The organism is Treponema sp. (assembly GCF_051883275.1).
In the GTDB taxonomy this organism is placed as follows: Bacteria; Spirochaetota; Spirochaetia; order Treponematales; family Treponemataceae; genus Treponema_D.
This window is the reverse complement of record NZ_JBJETK010000013.1, coordinates 145,454-163,008: the sequence shown is the minus strand read 5'-3', so window position 1 is coordinate 163,008 and position 17,555 is coordinate 145,454. Positions and strand designations below refer to the sequence as shown.

Here is a 17,555-nt window from a genome sequence, read left to right as displayed (position 1 = left end):
TTTATGCAATGAAGGGACAGATATTGATTTTCCAAGGATAAAAAAAAGAGAACCGGTAAAAACCGATTCTCCTTTTTTATTGGATTTTATTTTGTTGCACCCGGTATTGCTTTTTCAAATTCCGGATTTCCGTGAGTGTAGTGCGGAAGCAGTTTAGGTGATACTGTATCAGTCTTTAGTCCTGCCTTTTCGCGCTCAGCTTCAAAATCCTTTACGTGCTGCAAAGAAAGCTTTGACGGCATTTCAATGTTCTTGAACATTTTACCGGCTTCAATTCCTGCTTCGCGACCGAATACAACTACGTCAAGAAGGCTGTTTCCCATCAGGCGGTTAGTTCCGTGAACACCGCCGGAAGCTTCTCCTGCAACAAGCAGGTTCGGAACATTTGTGTGGCAAGTCTTGTCAATTTCAACACCGCCGTTCTGATAGTGCAATGTCGGATAAACAAGAATAGGCTCTTTTCTGATGTCGATTCCGTATTTGATGAACATATTGTACATTGCAGGAATTGATTTTAAAATCGTTCCTTCGCCGTGAATCATCTCAATCATCGGAGTGTCAAGCCATACTGCATCCTGTACGTCATTCTTAACGCCGCGACCTTCTTTTACTTCGCGGATAATGCCCGAAGCGTTTACGTCGCGTGTTTCAAGAGGGTGAATGTAAACTTCGCCGTCTTTGTTGATGAGTTTTGCACCAAGCGAGCGCACTTTTTCCGTTACGAGTTTTCCGAGAATCTGTGTAGGATAAGCAGCGCCTGTCGGGTGATACTGCAAAGAATCCTGATACAGAAGTTTTGCTCCTGCGCGGTAAGCCATAACAAGACCGTCGGCAGTTGCACCGTAATGGTTGGAAGTCGGGAATCCCTGATAGTGCATTCGTCCTGCACCGCCTGTTGCAATAATTACGACTTTTGCCTTTGCAATGCGGATTTCATTAGTTTCCATATTCATAAGAACTGCACCGCAGGCTTCGCCTTTTTCGTTCTTGATGATTTCAATTGCAGAAGTAAAGTCTACGATTGTAATGTCATTCGTGCGGTTGAATGCTTCGTCACGCAGGGTACGCATAATTTCTGCACCGGAATAGTCCTTGCAGGCGTGCATACGTTTACGGCTTGTTCCGCCGCCATGTGTCGTAACCATAGTTCCGTCGGCTTCCTTGTCAAATTCAACGCCAAGGTCATTCAGCCATTTGATTACGGACGGCGCTTTGTTTACCAGAGTATATACAAGTTCCGGTTTTCCGTCGAAGTGTCCGCCGCCGAATGCGTCAAGGTAATGCTGGGCAGGAGAATCGTTCGGCTTGTCAGCAGCCTGAATTCCGCCTTCTGCCATCATTGTATTTGCATCGCCTACGCGGAGTTTTGTTACGAGAAGGACTTTTGCACCTGCTTCGCTTGCCATAATTGCAGCTGAAGTACCGGCTCCGCCTCCGCCGATTACAAGAACGTCTGATTCGTAGTCAATATGAGATAAATCAATGTGCTCCGGCTCAATGCGCGGTTTTGCCTCAAGCATTTCTGCAAGCTCAAGAGGAGCTTTCTGTCCTTTATTCGGACCGATTTTCAACTCTGTGAACTGAGCTGCAATTCTGTCCGGGTGGAATTTTTTAAGCAGATCATCCTTTTCGTCTGCCGTAAGGCGTGCGTGTTCAAATTTCAGATTTTCCGCGCGTTTTTCTGCAACAATTTTTGCAGCATCGTCAAGATAATTTCCGTACATCGTGCTTCTCCTTATTTTTCAATATCGCGGTTGTTGTAAAGCTCTTTGATTTCAGCCAGAGGCTTCTGCATCATTTTCTGAATAAGCTCCTCGCATTTTCCCTGATCGATTTCCGTAACGCGGTCGATAAGGTGCTGGCTCTGCGGCTGGATATACTTTCCGTTCAGGCGGCGTGCAAGTTCAGCAACCTGCGGATGGCTTATTCCTGCCGGACAGCGTGAAGAACAGCAGCCGCACATTACGCAGTCAAATGAAAGTTCTGCGCACGCTGCAAAGTCGCCTCTCTGGGCAGCAGCAATGTACTGCATTGTGTTCAGGCTCTGCGGACAGGCACGCGTACAGGCATTGCAGCCTACGCACGCATAAATTTCCGGGTACAGCTGCATCATAACAGACTGCTCTGGCTTGATTGAATTGATGTCGTAAACCTGCTTTACAAGAGGGAAGAACGGAAGTGTTGCGATATACATATCGTTCTCAACTTTCTTTGAACAGGCAAGACAGGTCTGAAGCTGGTTCTGACCTTTAATGCGGTAGATTGTAGCGCAGGCGCCGCAGAATCCGTTACGGCATCCGCAGCCGCGCTTAAGCTGGTAGCCGGCATATTCCATTGCGTTCATAATTGTAAGTTCTGCCGGAACTTCATACTTTTTTCCGAACAGATATATAGTTGCCATTTCTTTTTCTGACATTTAAGTCTCCTAAGAAGAGCGCCGTGCCGGGCGCATCCTGGTTTTCTGATTTATACGGTTTTTGCAACGCAAACATTCCGTAATGAACAGGCGGTTTTTACCGCCCGGTTGCCTAGTATTCCGGCGGCAGCTCTCCAAGCTGGTCAAAGCTGAATACCGGACCGTCCTTGCAGACGAATTTATCACCGATATTGCATCTTCCGCACTTGCCGATTCCGCACTTCATACGCATTTCCATAGTCGTAAAGACCTGGGAATCCTTGAAGCCGAGCTTTTTAAGGGCATCAAGCGAAAGGTGAATTAAAATCGGCGGTCCGCACATAATGACAGTCATACTCGGATCAGGATTGCACTCCGTAACGAACGGCGGAACAAATCCTACGTGTCCGTCCCAGCCTTCTTCCTCGCGGTCGATTGTAAGGTTTATGGAACAGTTCGGCTGCTTCATCCATACATTCTGCATTTCGTCAAGGCGCACAAGGTCTGCCTTTGAGCGGCTTCCGTAGATAACCTGAATTCTTCCGTAGTTCTCGCGCTTGTCCATCATATAGTTTACAACGGAGTGAACAGGAGCAATTCCAATACCGCCGGCAATTACAAGAATGTCCTTGCCTTTGAGTGCGCCTTCTACCGGGAATCCGTTTCCAATCGGTCCGCGAACGCAGATTTCCTGTCCGACTTCCGCACTGTGCAGGAATTCAGTAACGCATCCGCATTTTTTAATGCTGAATTCCATATATTCTTCCAGCGTAGGGGAAGAAGTAATGGAAATCATTGATTCGCCCACGCCCGGAACAATGAGCATAGCGCACTGACCCGGAATGTGGTTGAACAGTTTTTTACCGTCCAGACCGACTACGCGGAATGTCTTTACGTCAGGAGTTTCCTGGCGAATGTCGATAATTTTACCAACATAAGGAATAAATGATTCGTTCTGTTCCATTATTTTTCCTCCGTTGTTTCTTCGTTGAATGCCTTGATTACTTTTACGATGTTCATATTTACAGGGCAGCTTTCAAGACACCGTCCGCAGCCTACGCAGCTGAACGTTCCGTCGTGAGCCATCGGATAGTACATAAGCTTGTGCATAAAGCGCTGGCGGCTGCGTTCTTTCTGTGTAAGGCGCGGATTTGCCGCTGCCATCTGAGTAAAGTCAGAATACATACAGGAATCCCAGCAGCGCACCTGTTTGATGCCGTTTCCGGTGTCAAAGTCGCGCACGTCAAAACACATACAGGTAGGGCAGACGTAAGTACACGTTCCGCAGCCAAGGCAGCTTTCCGAAACTCTGTCCCACACTTTGGAATTGAACAGCTTGAGCATATCCTTGCCGACAAATTTTGAAAGGTCAAGGTGAGCAAACGGGAGCTTTTCGATTTTTGCAGCAATTTCTTTTTTTGCAGCGTCAACGGCTTTTCCGTCGCTTTCAGAAAGAAGAGTTTTTACTGCATCAAGAAGTTTCTTTCCTTTGTCTGTATTTGCATTGAAATGGAACGCTCCGTCTGCAAGCCAGCAGCTGATGTCTCCGGCAGGATTTGCCGCGTCGATTTTATATGTCGAACAGAAACAGGTCTGTGCCGGTTCTGCGCAGGCGAGGGTGATTACCGTTCCGTGGTCGCGGCGGTTCTTATAGTAAGAATCAACCGGCGTCATTTTCAGGTATACATTGTCGATAATCTCAAAGCTCTTTGCATCGCAGGCGCGCACGCCGAAAACAACAAAGTCTTCAACTTCCTTGCGCGGATCTTCTACTGTAATCTGCTTGCCGTCCATCTTGTAGCTTACAAGGTGTTCTGTCTTCGGGAAGAAGAAATCTTTTGCAGAGCGGACTGTCTTAAGTGCATTTGAAAGTTTTGCGCCTTTTTCCCACTTCTGGAAATTTGCCTTTCCTGAAGAATTGTCCACAGGAATATACAGATTTTCCTTTGAAGCGATAGCCTCAAACAATGCATCTATTTTTTCTATTGGAAGAGAAAGCATTATTTGTCACCTCCTTCTTCTTTTGAGCGGTCATATACAATGTCCGGCTCTGCATCGCCTTCTGTAAAGGTGAGCATCGGCGGCTTTGTTTCCAAATCGCTTCCGGCAATATACGGACCGTAGATTTCGTTGATGTCCTTTGCAAATTTCCTGTTGATAAGGTGCAGTGGAATATGCTCAGGGCATACGCGTGAACATTCGCCGCAGTCTGTACAGCGTCCTGCAACGTGCCAGGCGCGGATAATATGGTAGAGCGACTCTTCAAAGCTTGTCTGCGCAACTTTCTGCGACGTGTAAAGCTTGTTGTTGTCGAATACGCATTTTTCGCATGTACAGGCAGGACAGATGTCGCGGCAGGCATTACAGCGGATACAGCGGCTAAATTCGTTCTGCCAGAATGCATAGCGCTCATCGGCTGTCATTGCTTCAAGTCTGGCAACTTCGTCAAAGCGCTTTGAATCAAGAAGGTCTCCGTCCTCGCCGATAAGCTCGTCGTAGGTTACGTGCTTCTTGCTCTTGCAGTTTGCGCACCGCTCGGAAAGAGAACCTGTTTCCGGGTCTTTCATTCCGTCGCAAGGAATGCCGACTGCATATACATCGTCGCGTGCAATGCGGTTTTCCTTAAGAAGCTCTGTAAAACTGTATGTGTCGCACGGCTTGAGGAAAACAAGCACCTTTTCCATCGGAACTGGCGTTTCCAGCGCATTAGGGTCGCGCTGTTTTGCCATCGTATTGTTCATACGTGTCGTGCTTTTCTTTATTTCAATTTCCCTGGTAAGCTTTACAAGGTACTTTGAAAGGTTTGCACCGCAGTTTTCGTCATAGACAAAATTCCTGTCAAGGTCTTCTGCCGTCGTAAAGACGCTGGGAGTAACATCGTAATCAAAAAGACCTTTTCTCCAGCCTGCAACGCGCTGAACAGTTCCGTTTGAAAGCAGTTCCTTTGCGCGCGCCAAAAGTGTGGAAGCTATTTTGCTGTCTTGCATCTTACGTCCTCCAGCTTCTTATTTTCACCAAGTTCTGTAACTTTCGCCACAAAATCGTTCATAATTCCGGCGAACCGCACGCCTTCCGCAGCGGAACACCATTCAACGCGTGTCCTTGCCTTTTCTATGCCTAGATAGTCGAGCATACTGAAAAGAAGCGTCATACGCCGGCGCGCAAAATAGTTGCCGGTAGAGTAGTGGCAGTCGCCCGGATGGCAGCCGCACAGGATAACGCCGTCAGCACCGCGCTGGAACGCACGCAGGATGAACAGCGGGTTCAGGCGGCAGGAACACGGAATGCGGATAATCTTTACGTTTGCAGGATATTCAAGACGGTTGTTTCCGGCAAGATCTGCACCTGCGTAGGAACACCAGTTGCAGCAGAACGCAACGATTTTAGGTGTCCAGGATTTGTTTTCATTGTTTGCCATAATCAATTCCCCAGATTACAAAACTGAGTCAACCTCCGCCAGAATCTGTTTGTTGCTGAATCCGTTAAGATCCATAGCTCCGGAAGGACAAGCGACCGTACATGCACCGCATCCCTGGCACATTGCCGTATTAACCTGGGAAACGTGGCGCGTAATAGTCGTGCGGTTAGGACCGCGGAAATCCTTGTCGATATAGGTGATTGCACCGTACGGACAGACGTTTGCGCACTGACCGCAGCCGTTGCAGGCATTTTCGTCCGGGTGAGCGGTACACGGGTTGTTCTGGAGCTTGTCTTTAACAAGCAGGCAGATTGCCTTTGCCGCAGCACCTGAAGACTGTGCAACAGTTTCCGGAATGTCTTTCGGTCCCTGGCAGCAGCCTGCAAGGAAAATACCGGCTGTAGGACTTTCTACAGGACGGAGCTTTGCGTGGGCTTCAAGGAAGAAGTCGTTGTTGTCCATTGACGTTGTAAGCATAGTGGCAAGCGGACGAGCAGACTTGTCAGCTTCAATAGAGACTGCAAGAACGACCATATCAGCCTTGATGTGAACCTGTCTGTTCAAAATCAGGTCTGAACCCTGAACGTCAAGCGTTCCGTCTGAAAGCGGAGTTACTTTTCCTACCTGACCCTTGATGTAGTGAACGCCATACTGCTCTACGGCGCGGCGGTAGAATTCATCAAAGTTCTTTCCAGGCGTACGAACGTCTATATAGAATACATAGCAGTCTGTGTCCGGATAGTGGTCGCGCGTAAGGATAGCGTGCTTTGCCGTATACATACAGCAGACTTTAGAGCAGTATTCGTGTCCTTTTTCAGAATCAGCAGAACAGCGTGAACCTACGCACTGTACAAATACGATAGTCTTAGGCTCTTTTCCGTCTGACGGGCGGAGAAGGTGACCGTTTGTAGGACCTGACGCATTGCAAAGACGCTCGAATTCGAGTGATGAAACAACGTCAGGACTCTGGGAATATGCGTACTCATCGAATTTCTTAAGGTCAATCGGATTGTAGCCGGTTGCTACGATGATTGCGCCGTATTTTTCGGTGATGACCTCGTCTTTCTGGGTAAAGTCAATCGCTCCGGCTCCGCAGGTTTTCTGGCAGAAACCGCAGACGTTGTCCTTGCCGTTTGCAAGTCCTTTCATATGAAGGCAGTACGTTGAATCGATTGTAGCCACCTTAGGAACGGCCTGTGCGAACGGAATATAGATAGCCTTTTTGTTGTTAAGGTTAAGGTTAAAGTCGTTCGGAACTTTCTTGTTCGGACATTTTTCGATACATTCGCCGCATCCTGTACATTTTGTTTCGTCAACATAACGTGCATGGCGCTTGATGTCGATGCTGAAATTTCCGATGTATCCCTTTACGCCGACAACTTCGCTGTAAGAAAGAATGCGGATGTTCGGATTCTGGCTTACTTCCGTCATTTTAGGCGTAACGATACAGGAAGCGCAGTCGAGGGTAGGGAATGTCTTGTCGAGCATAGCCATTTTTCCGCCGACCGTAGGCTTTTTTTCAACGATGTCAACCGGAAATCCTGCGTCTGCAATGTCAAGCGCAGCAGTAATTCCGGCGATACCGCCTCCGATGACAAGCGCGCGCTTTGTAACAGGCGTTTCGCCCGGTGTAAGCGGCGTGTCGAGTATTGCTTTTGCAACGGCAGCTTTTCCAAGCGCGATTGCCTTTTCAGTCGCCTGTTCCATATCCTTAAGAACCCAGGAGGTCTGCTCGCGGATATTTGCAACTTCTACTTTATATGGATTCAGCCCCGCACGTTCTGCGCACGCACGGAATGTCTTTTCGTGCATACGAGGAGAGCAGGAACAAAGGACAACGCCTGTAAGCTTGTCGTCCTTGATATGATCCTCAATCATTTTCTGACCGGCAGAGGAACACATATAGGTGTAGTGCGTTGAATATACAACGCCGTTTACCTTTCCCAGTTCCTCAGCAACTTTTTCTACGTCAACTGTTCCGGCAATGTTAGTACCGCAGTGACATACGAAAACTCCAATTCTTTCCATTTGCCACTCCTACTTACGATATTTTCTGAATGCGCTGACGATTGCCTGCTGCGGCATATCATCATCAAGATAGTCCGGAACATTCTCGGCTGCCAGATGCTGTGCGCCGCGCTGACGTTCAGCATACATACGCACCGCTTCGATAAGCTTTGCCGGCTCTACCTGGCGCGGACAGCGCTCAAGGCACGCAAAACAGGAAAGACAGGCGTAAATTGACTTTGAATTCAAAAACTTTTCAACTTCGCCGTTTTCCACCATCTGAACGAACTGATGAGGATGATATTCCATCGAATCATAGTTCGGGCAGGTGCCGGAGCATTTTCCGCAGACCATACATTTTTTAGGATTTACACCGCTTATAGAAAGAATCTGCTCTTTGCAGAGCTCTGCCTCACTTTTAAGCATTACAAACCTCCTTCAGTGCTTTTTCCTTTACACCAAGAGCCTGTGCCAAAAGTTCCGTAAAGTAAATTACGTCAAGCGGACTTTCCGCCTTGTTTTTTACAAGATTATATTTGCAGAGCGGACAGCTTGTTACAAGGAATTCAGCGCCCTGTTCCTCTGCGTTTTTAAGGATTGCCTTTGTGCGTTTTTCAGGAATGGATGAATCCTCGAACATCGTATATGCGCCGCAGCATTCGTTTCTCTGTGCATATATGACAGGAGTTCCTCCGATAGCCTTTATGAAGTCTTCGATAATCTGTGGATTTTCCGGGTCATCGAACTGAAGGACTTTTCCAGGGCGGAGAAGAAGGCAGCCGTAGTATGCGCCGATTTTCTTTCCGGTGAACGGATTTTTTACGGCGGCTTTTACGTTGTCCCAACCAACAACATCTCTTAACACCTCAAGAAAATGAAGAACCTTTGTTTCTCCGTGGTACTCAACGCCATCTTGCTTAAGATAGGTGTTCGCCTTGAGAATAACGTTCTCGTCATTGATCATGTCATTGTTTACTTGTTTAAGTACGTTATAACATGCTGAGCAGAGAGTAACTAAATCAGTACCGGAATCCCTTGCAGAAGCAAGCGCGCGGACAGAAGACAGCTTTGTAGCAATCTCGTCCTTTGCAAGCGGATACACTCCGCCGCAGCACTGCCATTCAGGAATTTCCTCTAGTTTAAAGCCCAAAACGTCTGCACTTGCCCGTGCATAGGCATCTAAGTCCTTCGCTTTGTTCTTTAAAGTACATCCAGGAAAATATGAATAATTCATACTGGCTCCCTAAAAAACTAAGATAACCGACAATAAGCCGAAATATACCAAATATATTTGGAAGGCATTATAATACAAACTTCTTGTTTTGCAAAGATATAACAGGGGGAAAGTTGCAAATAAATGTGTACATTCTTGCTGATTTGACAGGCGTTTCTTGAACCGGGCGGCGGTCATTTTTTTTCTTTGTTATTTCCGCTGGAAGAAATTTAAAGGCTTGTGAAATAATTTTTGTATTACCTATTGACTTAATAGGCTGATGGGTGTATAAAATAAACATCAGATAAACCTACTGAATAGATAGGTTAAATAGATCAGGAGCGAATTATGGCAGACATTAAACAGAGCGCATTGGAATTAGTTGGAAACACACCGCTTTTACAGCTGAACGGCTATTCAAAGGCGAGCGGAATCACAAACACAAATCTTTTTGCAAAGCTTGAGTACCTGAATCCCGCCGGAAGCGTAAAGGACAGAATCGCACTTGCAATGATTGAAAAAGCAGAAAAAGACGGAACTTTAAAGCCCGGAGCGACTATTATCGAGCCGACTTCTGGAAACACAGGAATCGGACTTGCCGCGGTGGGAGCTGCAAAGGGCTACCATACAATTCTTACTTTGCCCGACACGATGAGCGTTGAGCGGCGCAATCTTCTGAAGGCTTACGGAGCTGAGCTTGTTCTTACTGAGGGCGCAAAGGGAATGAAGGGAGCCATTGCAAAGGCTGAAGAGCTGAAGGCTTCTATTCCGGGAAGCGTTATTCTTGGCCAGTTTGTGAACCCGGAAAATCCTGCCGTGCACGAGCGCACAACAGGCCCTGAAATCTGGAAGCAGACAGACGGCAAGGTTGATATTTTTGTGGCCGGAGTCGGAACAGGCGGAACAATCACGGGCGTGGGCCGGTATCTTAAATCGCAGAATCCTGGTGTAAAAGTTGTGGCTGTTGAGCCGGCAGGCTCTCCTGTTCTTTCCAAGGGAACTGCGGGCCCCCACAAAATCCAGGGAATCGGCGCGGGCTTTATTCCTGATGTTCTTGATACAAAAATCTACGATGAAGTCATCGCCATTGAAAACGAGGATGCTTTTGAAAACGGAAGAAAATTCGCGGCAAGCGAGGGAATTCTTGTGGGAATCTCGAGCGGAGCTGCATTGAAGGCTGCCGGCATTCTTGCGGAGCGTCCTGAGAACAAGGGCAAGAATATTGTTGTTCTTTTGCCGGACTCAGGGGACAGATATTTGAGCACACCGCTTTTCAGCGGCAACTGACAGTGATCTAAAAAGGCTAGGGGTATGAAGCAGACGCCGGAGGTGGGCCACTGGAGCGAGCGCAGCGAGTGAAGCGGCTGAGGGCTACCGAACTGCGGAACACCCCGGTTTTTGCGGAGCAAAAAAGCCCATGAAAAAGAAGGTCGGGGTTTTTCCTTGAAGACTGAGTTTTTTTAGGAGCGCCTTGAAAACTTCTTTTTTATTTAAACTAATTACCTATTAAAATGGTAGGTTTTTCAAGGGTAAGGTTATGGCAAAGAGTTTTTCGGAAATTGAACAGAATCATCCGTGCTTCGGGCGGCACGGGGCGAGCACAGGGCGGATTCATCTTCCTGTGTGTCCGGGGTGCAACATCAGCTGCCGGTTTTGCGAGAGGTCGCTGAATGACTGGGAAAACAGGCCCGGGGTTGCATCGAAGGTTTTGTCGCCTGAAAGCGCGGCTGAGATTGTGGGCAAGGCTCTGGAAATCAGTCCGGACATCAAGGTCTGCGGAATTGCAGGCCCCGGCGACACTCTTGCTGGAAACGGCGCCTTTGAAACGTTCAGGCTGGTGGAGCAGAAATTTCCGCAGCTGATTAAATGCATGAGCACAAACGGGCTTCTGCTCAGCGAGCGCGCTGATGAGGTTATAAGGGCCGGGGTTGACACTCTGACTGTGACGGTGAATGCGGTTTCTCCGGAAATTGAAGCCAGGCTGAACGACTACATTATCTACCACGGAAAAAAAATCTGGGGAATTGAGGGAGCTGAAATCCTGATTAAAAACCAGATTGAGGGGATAAAGAAAATTGCGGCTGCCGGAATTACGGTGAAGGTGAATACAGTTCTTGTGCCTGAAATCAACGGCGGTCACATTGAGCAGATCGCGCGGACTGTGGCAGAGGCTGGAGCGGATATCTACAATATTATTCCGCTGATTCCAAATGCCAAGCTCAGGGATTTTGCGCCGCCTACATGCGTGGAGATTGAAAACGCAAGAAAAGCCGCAGGGCAGTATATCGACTTGTTCTTGCACTGCAACCACTGCCGCGCTGATGCCGCAGGAGTTCCCGGCAAGTCTGAGATTTCGCACCTTTTGTATTCAAGGAGCTTTAGGGTTCAGGAGACTTTTTCGCATGGATGAAAGCGGAGGATACAGGGTTGCGCTTGCAAGCTCGGACGGGAACAGCGTGGACATGCACTATGGCAGGGCTGAAAAATTTTACATCTACTTTGTAGGCGAGCAAGACTACGACCTTGTTGAGGAGCGGAAAACAGAGCCTGTGTGCCTTGGCGGAAAGCATGAGGTTTCTGCAATGGAAAAAAGCGCGGAAAAATTTTCAGACTGCCGCTATGTGGTGGCGGCAAAAATCGGTTCGGGAGCGGCTTCGAGCCTTGCAAAAAAGGGAGTCACCGGAATGGAATTGCCTGGTTCTGTGGACGAGGCGATTCTGAAGGTTTGGAAATACAACAGAATTCAAGGCTTGTTTTGTTAAAGAAGCCGGGAAAAGAAATCTTTAAAAAATGAATGGAGTATTGGGAGCAGAAAAATGGGTGAATTAAGGCAGATTGCAATTTACGGCAAAGGCGGAATTGGAAAGTCCACGACAACGCAGAATCTTACAGCAGGACTTGTAGAGCACGGAAAAAAAGTGATGGTTGTGGGCTGCGATCCGAAGGCTGACTCTACGCGGCTTTTGCTCGGAGGGCTGGCTCAGAAAACTGTTCTGGACACAATCCGAGATGAGGGCGAAAACATTGAGCTTGACAGAATTCTCAAGGAAGGCTTTGGCGGAACACGCTGTGTGGAATCCGGAGGCCCTGAGCCTGGAGTCGGCTGCGCAGGACGCGGAATCATCACTTCAATAAACATGCTAGAAAATCTCGGCGCGTACACGGATGACCTTGATTATGTTTTTTACGATGTTCTCGGCGATGTTGTGTGCGGCGGTTTTGCCATGCCGATCCGCGAAGGAAAAGCAAAGGAAATTTACATTGTTGCCAGCGGAGAAATGATGGCTCTGTATGCCGCCAATAATATCTCAAAGGGAATTCAGCGCTATGCAAGGGCGGGAGGCGTTCGTCTGGGCGGAATTATATGCAACAGCCGCAACGTTGACCGGGAGCTGGATTTGCTCAGGGCGTTTGCAAAGGAGCTTGGAACAAAGCTTCTTTACTTTGTGCCCAGGGACAACATTGTCCAGCATGCGGAAATCAACAAGAAAACTGTGATTGAATACAAGCCCGATTCAAAGCAGGCGCAGGAATACAGAAATCTTGCGCAGGCTGTAATCGACAACAAGGATTTTGTGATTCCAACTCCGATGACACAGGAGCGGCTTGAGGAAATTCTCCTTGAATACGGAATGATGGACATGGCTGATGACTACAAGATTTAGGAAAATCCATGCGGACGGTAGATCCGGGCTTTCCTGAAAAATCAGCTTTTTAGCTGGCTTGGAAAATCGATTGAAGGCGGGAAATAAGTATGGCAATCAATATAGAAAATTCAAATATTGGAACAAGAGAAAACCGCATCGGCTCCATCACAGGCTATGTAGGAACATTAAAAGACCTTGCGACAAAAAGCGAGTGCGGAACACTGAAAGGCTGCTCAAGATGCTTTTCTCAGTCCAGCACTTGCCTTTCAATGTGCGGTCTGAGCCAGCTTGCGGCTATCCGTGATGTCGCGGTGATTCATCATGGTCCTGCGGGCTGTTCTGTGTCGGGCGCAAATTCCTACTATATGTCCCGCGTAATGGCAAAAAAAAGAGGAGTTGCAAGCAGGACGATTTATGTCGGAACTGACATGAATGAGAACGATACAATTTTTGGCTCCACAGGAAAGCTGAAGGAAATCATACTTGAGGTGAACAAAAGATATTCTCCCAAGGCAATCTTTGTTTCAAGCTCGTGCGCCACAGGAATTATCGGCGAGGACATTGACAGCATTGTGGACGATGTGCGGAGCCAGGTGGGCGTTCCCATTGCAGCGGTTCACTGCGAAGGATTTAAATCAAGAATCTGGGCCACAGGATTTGACATTTCAGATCACGCGGTCATGCAGGCAATCGTCAAGCCGCCTCGGGAAGGAGTCAGGACAAACAAAATAAATTTCAAGAATTTCTTTGAAAGCGCGCGCCCGGAAATTATCGAGATTTTCAGGAACTTCGATCTGGAGCCGGTTTTTCTCTACTGCAATTCTACAGTCGAAGAACTGTCGCGCCTTTCAGAAAGCATAGCCACAACCTGTATCTGCGGAACACTTGGAAATTATCTTGGCAATGCGCTTGAGGAAAAATACGGCGTTCCCTATGTCAGGAGCATAAACCAATGCGGAATCAAGGGCTTTGAAGCCTGGCTGCGTGAAATCGGAAAGGTGACAGGCAGAGCTGACAAAATTGAAAAATACATCGCTGAGCAGAGGGCGCTTTACCTTCCGCAGATCGAGGAAGCAAAGAAGGAACTGAAGGGGCTTACAGCGGTTCTTGGAATGGGGCCGGGCTATACATTTGAAGTGTCGAGAGTTCTGGACGAGCTTGGAATAAAAGTTGTGTGGGCGCTTGCATGGCACTACGACAAGAAATATGAAAACGGCGATGTTCCGCCTTCAATGAAATATCTTCTGGACAATGACATTGACTTTGAGGCAAGCGTTGCAGACCAGCAGAACTATGAAGTCATGAATATCCTCAACAGGTACAAGCCTGATATGTATCTGTCGCGCCATCCCGGCTCTACAGTGTGGGCAATCAAGAACGGAACACCTGCGATTTATGTTGCTGATGAGTACATGATTTTTGGCTACAGGCATACTCTGGAATTCGCAAGGACTATTATTGACGCAATAAAGAACAGAAGCTTTGAGGAAAATCTGGCCAAGCGTTCCAGGCTGCCTTATACGGACTGGTGGTACAGCCAGAAAGTTGATGCATTCCTTCAGGAGGCGAAATAAAATGGCAAAATTATTAGACAAGCAGAGATACAAATGCGCCCTTGCGGCAATGCAGTCAGTTCAGGCGATTCACAGGGCGCTGCCGATACTTCACTCAGGCCCGGGATGCGCACAGAAGCTTTCGGAGTCAACAGGAAGCTCTGGATATTTTTCGCCGAATATTTTTCCCTGCACAAGCATAAATGAAAAGGATGTTGTTTTCGGAGGAGTCAAGAAACTCAATTCAACAATCGAAAATGCGCTGAAAGTAATTGATGCGGATTTGTACATAGTCCTCACCGGATGTATTCCTGAAATTGTCGGCGATGATTCTGAAGAAGTTGTTTCAAGGTTTAAGGATTCTGACAAGCCAGTTCTCTACGCGCACACAGCAGGATTCAAGGGCAACAACTACAGAGGCCATGAGCAGGTTGTGGATGCCATCATCGAGCAGTATCTGAAGAAGTCTGACAAAAAACAGAAGGGGCTTGTAAACATCTGGGCGGATGTTCCGTATCAGGATTTGTTCTGGCTTGGAAATATTCGCGAGCTGGAAAAGCTTGTAAAGGAACTGGGGCTTACTCCGAATACAATTTTCGGCTACAAAAGAGGAATCGAGCAGATAAAAAAAATTCCCGAAGCTGAATTCAATCTTCTTGTTTCGCCCTGGGTCGGCCTTGACAACATGAAAAAAATGGAGCGGAAACTTGACATTCCGTTTCTCCATTACAATACGCTTCCGATCGGAGCAACAGAAACAAGCCGCTTTCTGAAAACTGTAGGCGAGTTTGCCGGTGTTGAAAAGCAAAAAATTGAAAGTGTAATCAGGGAGCATGAGGATTACTACTATTACCTTATTGAGCGGTACGCGGATTTGTTTCTTGAAAACCGTGTAATCAACAAGCAGTTTACCGTTGTGTCGGATGCGCAGTATGCCCTTGGAATCACAAAGTTTCTGGTGAATGATCTGGGCCTTGTGCCTGCGAAACAGTTTGTGACAGATGACACGCCCAAAAATTTCCAGGCGCAGATTGCACAGGAATTCAGCAATCTGAATTATGGAATCAAGGCGGAAGTTGCATTTGAAACAGACGGTCACAGGATTCATGAGGAAATAAAAAATCATGATTACCATGGCTACCCGCTGATTTTAGGCGGCTATTACGAAAAGGAAATCACAGAAGAACTGAAGGGAAATTTTCTGAATATTTCATGGCCGGTTCAGGACAAGGTAGTTCTGGACGATACCTACGTAGGGTATACAGGCGGAATCAGGCTTATAGAAAATATTTATACAGTGGCTGTGTCACGGTTCAACTGATAAAAGTAATCCGGAGATTTTTATGTTATACAAAATTGCAGTGGCAACATCCAGCGGTGAAAATGTTGACCTTAAATTCGGCGAAGCGCAGGAGTTCAGCCTATATGCAGCGGAAGGAAAAAAATACAGTTTCCTTGAAAAAAGAGCCGTGGAAAAATCCGCTGATTCTGAAAAGCCAGAAAGCTGCTCTTCTGAAATCTGCGGCTCCGGAAATTCATGCGGAGGAAACGGACACGGATGCGCAGGGGCTGAAGCGGATTCCAGAGTTGTTCTTTTGTCTGACTGCCGCTGTGTAGTCTGCAAAAAAATAGGCTTTCATGCTCAAAGGCAGTTTGAAAAAAAAGCAATATCTGTGTTTGACGTGGAATGTTCCATAAAAGAGGCACTGGATAAAATCACAGCTTATTATGAAAAAACTGAAAGACTAATCAGAATTCCGGAAGAGGAATAAGGAGCGAAATTAAAATGGCAGGAAAGGATTTAGAAAAACTTCATAATTTTCTGACTGAGGCAAAAACATATTTCATTGCTTCATCAGACGGAAAAAAGCCTCGTGTGCGACCGTTTGGAACAGCACTTCTTTTTGAAGATAAAATTTATATTTTGACTTCATCTGAAAAAAAAGTAGCAAAGCAGTTTGAAAAAAATCCGCGTTTTGAAATTTCAGCGATGGATTCAAAACAGAGATGGATCCGCGTGTCAGGCAAGCTTAAGGCAGACAACAGAATTGAAGTTCAGGAGGCAATGCTTAATGCCTATCCGAATCTGAAAAAACAGTACACGGCGGGCGACAAAAAAACTTTGACTTTCGCAATGAAAAATTTAAAGGCTGCAATTTATTCTTTCACAGAAGAGCCTGAAATTCTTGATGTGTAGAAAATCAAAAGACAAGAGCCTCTGAGCCGCATTTGCATCGGCTTGGAATTTTCAGAAACTATAAAATGGAGAAAAAAAATGGCAAAGATTTACGATTCAATCACTTCACTTGTAGGACACACTCCACTTTTTGAGCCTAAAAATATCGAAAAGAAATACAATCTCAATGCGCGCATTTTGCTGAAGCTTGAGTATTACAATCCGGCGCAGAGCGTAAAGGACAGAATCGCTTATGCAATGATTGAAAAAGCTGAAAAAGAAGGAAAGCTGAAAAGCGGCTACACAATTGTTGAAGTTACAAGCGGAAACACAGGAATCGGGCTTGCTGCGGTTGCGGCGAGCAAGGGATACAAATTCCGCGTTTACATTGCGGATGATGTGAGCGAGGAGCGCTTCAAGGTGATTCATGCATTCGGCGGCGAAACTGTAAAGCTCAGCACCGTTCCTGCGATTCAAAAAACACTGGAAGAAACAAACGGAGATTTTCAGGCTGCTGTGAGGGCATTGCAGAGGGAAGTGATTTCAAAAGAAGAGAAAGTTTTTTTTACAAACCAGTCAACAAACGAAGCAAACTGGAAAATTCACTTTGAAACAACAGGCCCTGAAATCTGGGAAGACTCCGACGGAAAGGTTGACATTTTTGTTTCAAATATCGGAACAGGCGGAACTCTGACAGGAACTTCCCGTTTTCTGAAATCGAAAAATTCAGGCTTGAAAGTTGTGGCTCTTGAACCTACGCCGCAGTCTTTGCCGAGCAAGGAAAATCCGAACCCTGAGCAGATAACAGGTGTTCATCCGTACGACGGGCTTCCAAAGGAAATGCTCCCTGAAATTCTTGATGTGAGCCTTATCGATGAAAAATATGTAATCGACACAAAGCAGGCTTACAAGGCATGCCGCGAGCTTGCAAAGTCCGATGGAATTCTTCTTGGAACTTCAGGCGGAGCTTCCCTGTACGCTGCCATTGATATTGCACAGCGTCCTGAAAATGCAGGAAAGACAATAGTCGCAGTCGCGCCTGACACTGGGCTTCGCTATCTTTCCACGAATCTTTACAACGAAGATTTTGAAGTTTGAAAATTTTTTTTGAAGCCTGAGTTTTTTATGAAAACTCAAAATGCGGGT

General features: G+C 46.9%; 18 protein-coding genes. 9 read left to right on the top strand and 9 right to left on the bottom strand.

All coding sequences use genetic code 11. The annotated features are described in order from the left end of the window. Positions 1-86 precede the first annotated feature (86 nt). The 9 genes from ACI4L0_RS01860 to ACI4L0_RS01820 all read right to left on the bottom strand — a co-directional run bounded on the left by ACI4L0_RS01860 (position 87) and on the right by ACI4L0_RS01820 (position 9,054). Entirely contained in the window at positions 87-1,724 is a 1,638-nt protein-coding gene (locus tag ACI4L0_RS01860) for an FAD-dependent oxidoreductase (RefSeq protein ID WP_439797703.1), read from the bottom strand. Between the two features lie 11 nt (positions 1,725-1,735). Then, complete coding sequence (locus ACI4L0_RS01855; RefSeq protein WP_273313829.1) at positions 1,736-2,416, bottom strand: 4Fe-4S dicluster domain-containing protein; 681 nt, start codon at positions 2,414-2,416, stop codon at positions 1,736-1,738. Between the two features lie 112 nt (positions 2,417-2,528). Next, complete coding sequence (locus tag ACI4L0_RS01850; protein ID WP_273313828.1) at positions 2,529-3,359, bottom strand: FAD/NAD(P)-binding protein; 831 nt, start codon at positions 3,357-3,359, stop codon at positions 2,529-2,531. Then, entirely contained in the window at positions 3,359-4,396 is a 1,038-nt protein-coding gene (locus ACI4L0_RS01845; protein WP_439798464.1) for a 4Fe-4S dicluster domain-containing protein, read from the bottom strand. Before ACI4L0_RS01845 ends, ACI4L0_RS01850 begins: the two co-directional genes overlap by 1 nt. Further along, positions 4,396-5,382, bottom strand: coding sequence for a 4Fe-4S dicluster domain-containing protein (locus ACI4L0_RS01840; RefSeq protein WP_439798463.1), 987 nt, complete (start codon positions 5,380-5,382; stop codon positions 4,396-4,398). Before ACI4L0_RS01840 ends, ACI4L0_RS01845 begins: the two co-directional genes overlap by 1 nt. Next, positions 5,364-5,813: a hydrogenase iron-sulfur subunit gene (locus ACI4L0_RS01835; protein WP_078933805.1), complete on the bottom strand. Its 450-nt coding sequence runs from the start codon at positions 5,811-5,813 to the stop codon at positions 5,364-5,366. The genes ACI4L0_RS01840 and ACI4L0_RS01835 overlap by 19 nt, the downstream gene beginning before the upstream one ends. 15 nt (positions 5,814-5,828) lie before the next feature. Continuing rightward, positions 5,829-7,841: a 4Fe-4S binding protein gene (locus ACI4L0_RS01830; protein ID WP_439798462.1), complete on the bottom strand. Its 2,013-nt coding sequence runs from the start codon at positions 7,839-7,841 to the stop codon at positions 5,829-5,831. A 9-nt stretch (positions 7,842-7,850) separates the two neighbouring features. Further along, positions 7,851-8,246 carry a 4Fe-4S dicluster domain-containing protein gene (locus ACI4L0_RS01825; RefSeq protein ID WP_439798461.1) on the bottom strand — a complete coding sequence of 132 codons (396 nt, stop codon included), beginning with the start codon at positions 8,244-8,246 and terminating at the stop codon, positions 7,851-7,853. Further along, positions 8,239-9,054 carry a CoB--CoM heterodisulfide reductase iron-sulfur subunit B family protein gene (locus ACI4L0_RS01820; protein WP_273313826.1) on the bottom strand — a complete coding sequence of 272 codons (816 nt, stop codon included), beginning with the start codon at positions 9,052-9,054 and terminating at the stop codon, positions 8,239-8,241. The genes ACI4L0_RS01825 and ACI4L0_RS01820 overlap by 8 nt, the downstream gene beginning before the upstream one ends. Positions 9,055-9,381: 327 nt before the next feature. Here ACI4L0_RS01820 and cysK point away from each other — a divergent pair, with 327 nt between their 5' ends. The 9 genes from cysK to ACI4L0_RS01775 all read left to right on the top strand — a co-directional run bounded on the left by cysK (position 9,382) and on the right by ACI4L0_RS01775 (position 17,507). Next, the gene (gene cysK, locus ACI4L0_RS01815; protein ID WP_439798460.1) at positions 9,382-10,320 is read left to right on the top strand and encodes a cysteine synthase A; all 939 of its coding nucleotides are present in this window, start codon (positions 9,382-9,384) and stop codon (positions 10,318-10,320) included. Positions 10,321-10,570: 250 nt separating this feature from the next. Next, positions 10,571-11,443 carry a radical SAM protein gene (locus ACI4L0_RS01810; RefSeq protein WP_439798459.1) on the top strand — a complete coding sequence of 291 codons (873 nt, stop codon included), beginning with the start codon at positions 10,571-10,573 and terminating at the stop codon, positions 11,441-11,443. After that, positions 11,436-11,795: a NifB/NifX family molybdenum-iron cluster-binding protein gene (locus ACI4L0_RS01805; RefSeq protein WP_439798458.1), complete on the top strand. Its 360-nt coding sequence runs from the start codon at positions 11,436-11,438 to the stop codon at positions 11,793-11,795. Before ACI4L0_RS01810 ends, ACI4L0_RS01805 begins: the two co-directional genes overlap by 8 nt. 54 nt (positions 11,796-11,849) lie before the next feature. Beyond that, positions 11,850-12,698 (top strand): nitrogenase iron protein, encoded by an 849-nt coding sequence (gene nifH / locus ACI4L0_RS01800; protein ID WP_439798457.1) that lies wholly within the window; start codon positions 11,850-11,852, stop codon positions 12,696-12,698. An 89-nt stretch (positions 12,699-12,787) separates the two neighbouring features. Continuing rightward, positions 12,788-14,254, top strand: coding sequence for a nitrogenase component 1 (locus tag ACI4L0_RS01795; RefSeq protein ID WP_439798456.1), 1,467 nt, complete (start codon positions 12,788-12,790; stop codon positions 14,252-14,254). 1 nt (position 14,255) lies between these two features. After that, positions 14,256-15,554 carry a nitrogenase component 1 gene (locus ACI4L0_RS01790; RefSeq protein ID WP_439798455.1) on the top strand — a complete coding sequence of 433 codons (1,299 nt, stop codon included), beginning with the start codon at positions 14,256-14,258 and terminating at the stop codon, positions 15,552-15,554. A gap of 22 nt (positions 15,555-15,576) precedes the next feature. After that, complete coding sequence (locus tag ACI4L0_RS01785; protein WP_439798454.1) at positions 15,577-16,005, top strand: NifB/NifX family molybdenum-iron cluster-binding protein; 429 nt, start codon at positions 15,577-15,579, stop codon at positions 16,003-16,005. Between the two features lie 14 nt (positions 16,006-16,019). After that, complete coding sequence (locus ACI4L0_RS01780) at positions 16,020-16,430, top strand: pyridoxamine 5'-phosphate oxidase family protein (RefSeq protein ID WP_439798453.1); 411 nt, start codon at positions 16,020-16,022, stop codon at positions 16,428-16,430. Positions 16,431-16,508: 78 nt separating this feature from the next. Continuing rightward, on the top strand, positions 16,509-17,507 hold the full coding sequence (locus tag ACI4L0_RS01775) for a PLP-dependent cysteine synthase family protein (protein ID WP_439798452.1): 999 nt from the start codon (positions 16,509-16,511) through the stop codon (positions 17,505-17,507). The last annotated feature ends 48 nt before the right edge of the window (positions 17,508-17,555 follow it).